The organism is Actinomadura sp. KC06, from assembly GCF_004348735.1.
Classification (GTDB): Bacteria; Actinomycetota; Actinomycetes; order Streptosporangiales; family Streptosporangiaceae; genus Spirillospora.
Genome location: NZ_SMKT01000288.1, coordinates 1 through 6,136 on the forward strand (window position 1 = coordinate 1; position 6,136 = coordinate 6,136).

Below are 6,136 nucleotides of genomic sequence, written 5' to 3' on the forward strand. Positions count from 1 at the left end.
CCCCCCCGGCGGGGGTCGCCCAGTCGTTAGCGGCCGGGCGGTGGCGCACAGCGCCACCGCCCGCCGCCCAAACACCGGCGACCCCGCACCGTCAGCACCACCATGTGCCCCTGGCGCAACAACGGCCACCACACCCTCGTGACGTCCACACCCTTGCGGACCCCGCCACAGGCACCACTCACACCCACCAGGCACCACTCACACCCACCAGGCACCACTCACACCCGCCAGGTGCCGCTCACACCGCCAGGTACCGCTCACACGGGCGGGCGCCGCCAGGGCAGCCAAGGCCTCCGCACCAACTCCGGCTACCCACGACCGTTAGCGACACCAGCATCGCCAGGAGCCGCTGACGCCGCGAGCGCCGCGATCACAAGTGGCTCCGGGATCGGCACGTACCGGCGCAAGCGCCGCAGCACCACCGGAAACCCCACAGCGCCTGACGCCGCCAGTGGCAGCCAACGGCGTCCGCACCTTCCCAGCCCGCACCGCTAGCGACGCTCGTGCCGCCGGGTGCCGCTGTGGGCGCGAGCGTTGCCGCCGGGTTCGCAAGCAGCCTTGGCGTCGGTACGTGCCGCCCGCGCCGTCGCGTTGCCGGCGCCGTCCGGGCGAAGTTATCCACAGTTCGCGGAAGTTCTTCATCGCCGCCTGCCCGCCCCGCAAGGTGGATGTCTCCGAAACGTTGAAGGGGCATCCGATGAATCTTGCGGCACTGATCGTCACGGGCGACCCCGCCCTCGCCGACGGCCTGCTCCGACTCGCAGCCGCTGCCGACGTCCATGCGGAGGTCGCCTACAGCGCCGACGAGGCGAGAGCCGCCTGGACGTGGCCGGCCCTCATCCTCGTGGGCGCCGACGTGGCCGAGGACGTCGCGTCCGCCGGCCTTCAGCGCAGGCAAGGCGTTGTCCTGGTCACCGGCGACGGCGCCACGCCCGAGGCCTACCGCCTCGCGGTCGAAGCCGGCGCGCAGGACGTCGCCGCGCTGCCCGACCACGAAGACTGGCTGATCAACGCGTTCGCCGCGGCCAGCGAACCCGAAGGCGGCTGGGCGACCACCCTCTGCGTCGTCGGCTCCCGAGGCGGCGCGGGCGCCAGCGTGCTCGCGACCGCGCTCGGCCTCGCGGCGGCGGGCCAGGGGCTGCGCACGCTGCTCGTGGACGCCGACCCGTTCGGCGGCGGCGTCGACCTCATACTCGGGCTGGAGGAGCACGAGGGGGTCCGCTGGCACGACCTCGCCGAACGGAGAGGCCGGCTGAACACCGCCACGCTGCGCGAGACCCTGCCGCGGTGCGGCGACCTGTCCGTCCTGTCGTGGCGCCGCGGCGAGCCCGTCCCCGTCTCCGACGAAGCGGCCCGGTCCCTGTTCGACGCGGCCGTGCGCGGCTTCGATCTGGTCGTCGTGGACGTCCCCCGCTATCCCGACGATGTCGGCCACGCGGCCCTGCGCTCCGCCGACGTGACGTTCCTGCTGGTCCCGGCCGAGGTCCGCGCGACCGTCGCCGCCGACGGCCTCGCAGCCGCGCTCCGCCGCCACGCCGGCGACGTGCGCCTCGTCGTCCAGGGCCCCGCGCCGGGCGGGCTGACGGCGGACGCGGTCGTGCACGCCCTCGACCTCCCGTCCGCCGGCTCCTTCGAGCGCGACCGCCGCCTCCCCGTAGCCATCGACGAGGGCGGCCTTGAACGGGCCTGCCGCCGAGGCCCGCTTGCGGAGTTCTGCGCCGGCGTCCTCGCCGACCTCGCCCTCCAGCCGTACGCCTACCGGGAGGAGGCCGCCGCATGATCAGCCTCTCCAACGCCGTCCGTGACCGGCTGGCCGACACCGGCGGCGAACCGACGACCGGCCGGGTCGCAGCGGCATTGCGCGCTGAAGAACGCCTGCTCGGCGACCGCGAGATTCTGACGCTGGCCGAAGAGTTACGCGCCGAGTTCGTGGGCGCCGGGCCACTGGAACCGCTGCTGCGTTCCCCAGACGTCACCGACGTCTTGGTGAACGGCCCGGACGAGGTCTGGGTCGACACAGGCGCGGGCCTCGTCCGCACTGCCTTGCGTTTTCCGGACGAGCAGTCCGTCCGTCGCCTGGCCCAGCGCCTCACCGCCGCCGCAGGCCGACGCCTCGACGATGCCTCCCCGTATGCCGACGCCAGGCTCCCAGGCGGAGTGCGGCTGCACGCTGTCCTCCCGCCCATCGCGGCCACCGGCACGTGCATCTCCCTGCGCCTCCCGCGCCGCCGCGCCTTCACACTGGACGAGCTGACCGCGGCGCGCACCGTCCCGCCTGAGGGAGCCGAATTGCTCGCCGCCTTGATCGAATCCCGCGCCGCCTACTTGATCACCGGCGGCACCGGCACCGGCAAGACGACACTTCTGAGCTCCCTGCTGTCGCTGGTCGATCCCGCCGAACGGCTGGTTCTGGTGGAAGACTCCGCCGAACTGAAACCGTCCCACCCGCACGTGGTCCGGCTGGAGGCGCGCCCGCCCAACATTGAAGGGGCGGGAGGCGTGACCTTGAACGATCTGGTCCGCCAAGCCCTACGCATGCGTCCCGACCGTCTGGTGGTAGGCGAGGTCCGAAGTTCCGAAGTAGTGGTCCTCCTGCAAGCGCTGAACACGGGCCACGAGGGAGGTTGCGGCACACTCCATGCGAACACCGCCGCAGACGTGCCGGCCCGCCTCGAAGCGCTGGCGTGCGCCGCGGGCCTAACACGGGAGGCCGTCCACAGCCAGTTGGCCGCAGCCTTGGACATCGTCGTCCATCTGGTCCGCGAGCCAGGCGGAGGCCGCCGACGCGTGGCGGAGATATGCCTGGTCCGCCGGGGGTCCGATGGACTGGTCGGCGTCGTCCCCGCCATGTCGTTCACCGCTTCCGGCGAGGTCATCCCCGGCCCAGGTGCCGACTCGCTCGCCGATCGCTTGGCGACAGCCGCATGATCGGCATACTCGCGGCCCTCTGCTCAGCCGTCGCAGTCTGGACGTTCTTGACCCCGCCCACCGCCGCCCGTCGCTTGGACCGCCTCCTCGCCAGCCCGCCCAGGAACCCATTCCGCCTCCTCCAGACCGGCGCAGTGGCCTATCGGGATCGCCGGACCCTTCCGCACCGCCGACGCACCTCAGTCATCGAACTCTGCGACGCCATGGCCGCCGAGCTCACCGCGGGCCGCACCCCCGACGAGGCGTTCACGGCGTCCACCACCGTCCTCGACCCGCAGGTTGCCAAGGAGCTCCTCAGCCTCCCTCATCCACCTCCCGACCACTTGGGAGAACTGGCCTCCCGGCCAGGTGCCGAAGGTCTTCGCCTGCTAGCAGCATGCTGGCGGGTGGGCGCAGAACGCGGCGGTACGCTCGCCACCGTCCTCGACGGCCTAGCAACCGCCCTGCGCGATGAAGAGTCGCAACGCCAGGACGTGTCCGTCCAGCTCGCCGGCCCCCGCGCGACAGCACGCCTCCTCGCCGCCCTCCCCCTTCTCGGCCTGGCCCTGGCCGCGGCCCTCGGTGCGCACCCGCTGCCCTTCCTCTTCGGGACGCTCCCGGGCCTGGCCTGCCTGATCACAGGCGCGACCCTCAACCTGACCGGCCTCTACTGGACCCGCCGCCTGGCCAGATCCGCCGAAACCCTCCGCTAGAAGGTGAACCATGACGGACCTGATGGCCGTGCTGTGCGCGGCAGCATCAGCCTTCCTCCTCCCCAGAGGGACAAGCCCCGCCACAAGGCGACTCGCGGACCAGTTCCCGGCCCCGTCCCGAGAACACGCATCGACGACCTGGCCCCGAGCCCCCGACCGAATCCGGTCAGCGGCCCCCCAACACCCAGACGAACCAACCACAAACCCTCACCCCACACACCACCACTCACAGCCCCCACGTCCCCTAGCCCGCGACCCACACCGCCCAGTCCCCCGACCCGCAATCAGGCAAAGAGGGGAACCAACCCCCACAACTCCCCCGACACAACTCCCCACACAGGGCCTAGCGAGCGAACGCAGCCAACGATCAGAGCGGCCCCAACGCCGCGAGGAAGGATCCCAGGGCCGCAAGGGAGGATCCCAGCGCCGCGAGATCGTCCTTCGGCGTGTGGCCGCGGGCACAGCAGGAACCCTGAGCGCGGTAACGCTTGGCGGACCAATCGGCACAGTGACCGGAATCCTGATTGCGGTCGCCGTCTGGTACTCGTTCGGCCGCCTTGGGAACGCGGACCGCAGACGCAGACGGATGCGCCTCATCGCCGACCTGCCCGTCGCAGTGGATCTTCTCGCCGCCTGCCTGCGCGGCGGCACCCCCTGGCATGAGGCGGTAGCCGCAGTCGCGGACGCGGTGGGCGGTCCGCTCGGGGAGGAATTGGGAGCCGTCTCCGTCCAGATCCGGCTAGGGGCTGATCCGGCCGACGCCTGGTTGGCGCTCACGAAAGAGCCGATGCTTGCTCCCTTGGCGCGCACTGCCATCCGTGCCGCATCCACCGGCGCGGCGCTGGCCCCGTCCCTGAGCCGCCTCGCACAAGACCAACGGCGCGTGGCCCGCACGGCTGCCGCCGCCAGGGCTCGAGCGGCGGGCATCCACGCACTCGCCCCACTGGGTCTGTGCTTCCTGCCGGCATTCGTGCTGCTCGGCGTCGTCCCGGCCATCGCCGGGATCGCCTCCACGATCCTCCTGCCGCAGTGAACCCCCGGGTTATCCACAGCAAACCGTTCATCCGTCACCCACCTCCCTGGTCCAGCAGCCTTGAGAGCGAACAACAAACGAAAGGGGCCCATATGCGGCCGAAACAGATGGCGGTGCGGCGATGGTCCAGTGCATGCGGAGACCGAGGTATGTCCACCGCCGAATACGCGGTCGGCACCATCGCCGCTGCGGCGTTCGCCGCCGTGCTATTCAAGATCGTGACCAGCTCCCAAGTGAAGTCACTCCTTTTACAGATCATCGAGAAGGCCCTCAAACTGGCCGGCTGAACGACCGGGGGATGGCCACGGCGGAGATCGCCGTGGCACTCCCCGCCCTGGTCCTGATCACCGCGGTCGCGCTGTGGGGCTTAACGGTCGCCTCCGTCCAGCTCACCTGCACGGACGCCGCCCGAACCGGTGCCCGCGCCGCGGCGAGAGGCGAGTCTCTCAACGCCGTGCGCGAACTCGTGGCGAAGGCCGTCCCGCCAGGAGCAACGGTCAAGGTGAGCCGAGACCAAGCCACCGTCCACGTGGACGTCTCCGTACCGGTCAAGCCACCCACAGCCGCAGGCCTACCGGCCCTAACCGTCCACGCCCACGCAGCCGCCGCCACAGAACCAGGCGTCCCACCCGACGCCCCCTGACCTGCCCGCCGACAACAAACCACACCGAACGAACCTCACCCACCGATCAGCCACGACCAGCCACCCGTCCCAACACCACACCCAACCGTCCGAACAACAACGTCCACGGCACCACGCACACCATCCCCCGCCAGCCTGGCCCGTGAGCCTGGCCTGTCGGACAGGCCACCAGTCAGCCCGCCGGAGCAGGTCCGGCATCTGGCCGGCGAGCCCGGTCAACTAGCCGGGTCTGTGGGCCGGGCCCGTATTCGTCTGTGGGCCGGGTCCGTACTCCGGGCTTGTGGTCTGGGCCTGTGGCTTGGGTCTGCAGGCGGGTATCCGCTGGCCCGGTCCGTGAGTCTGGCCTGATGGCGAGGTCGGGGTGGCCGGGTTCCGAGGTGCGGCGACGGCTGGATCAGGTGTCGGAGGTGGTGCTGGTGGGCCTGGGTGTGCGGCTGGCGACCGAAACAGGTGTTCCTGGCGGGAAACCGCCGTCCTGCGGGACGGCGGTTCCGGTCGGGCGCGAGTCGGTCGCCGGATCCGTTAGTCGGCCCGCAGGGATGGGTCTGCCTGCGGGTACGCGAGCACGTTTCGTCGGTCAGGTCCGCGCGCCTGCTCGACTCCGCTGGCCTCATCGGCGAGGTCCGCAGTTGGGTTCACGCGCCTGGCTTGCCAGATGTGCCTGCGAGCCAGGCCTTCCAGTCCGGCCGACGATGATCGGCATCAAGGTCAGTGAGCCAAGGTCAGTGAGCCAAGGGCGGTGAGTTGCCTGCCAGCTAGGTCTGTGAGCTTGCGGCGGTCTTCGGGTGTGTCTTGGGGGAGGTGTCGAGGTCGTTTGGGGGACGGAGCCATGGGGGGAGG

General features: G+C 71.0%; 6 protein-coding genes. All 6 read left to right on the forward strand.

Annotation, left to right across the window (positions count from 1 at the left end):
• Nucleotides 1–697: 697 nt before the first annotated feature.
• On the forward strand, nt 698–1,780 hold the full coding sequence (gene ssd, locus E1287_RS41575; RefSeq protein WP_131971361.1) for a septum site-determining protein Ssd: 1,083 nt from the start codon (nt 698–700) through the stop codon (nt 1,778–1,780).
• Nucleotides 1,777–2,928, forward strand: coding sequence for a TadA family conjugal transfer-associated ATPase (locus E1287_RS41580; RefSeq protein WP_131971363.1), 1,152 nt, complete (start codon nt 1,777–1,779; stop codon nt 2,926–2,928). The genes ssd and E1287_RS41580 overlap by 4 nt, the downstream gene beginning before the upstream one ends.
• A 203-nt stretch (nt 2,929–3,131) precedes the next feature.
• Nucleotides 3,132–3,620: a type II secretion system F family protein gene (locus E1287_RS41585; protein WP_243719805.1), complete on the forward strand. Its 489-nt coding sequence runs from the start codon at nt 3,132–3,134 to the stop codon at nt 3,618–3,620.
• A 508-nt stretch (nt 3,621–4,128) separates the two neighbouring features.
• A complete protein-coding gene (locus E1287_RS46155) occupies nt 4,129–4,653 on the forward strand; it encodes a type II secretion system F family protein (RefSeq protein WP_243719806.1) in 525 nt (174 codons plus the stop codon).
• 149 nt (nt 4,654–4,802) lie between these two features.
• Entirely contained in the window at nt 4,803–4,940 is a 138-nt protein-coding gene (locus E1287_RS41595) for a DUF4244 domain-containing protein (RefSeq protein ID WP_347814009.1), read from the forward strand.
• A gap of 11 nt (nt 4,941–4,951) precedes the next feature.
• The gene (locus E1287_RS41600) at nt 4,952–5,296 is read left to right on the forward strand and encodes a TadE family type IV pilus minor pilin (protein WP_131971369.1); all 345 of its coding nucleotides are present in this window, start codon (nt 4,952–4,954) and stop codon (nt 5,294–5,296) included.
• The last annotated feature ends 840 nt before the right edge of the window (nt 5,297–6,136 follow it).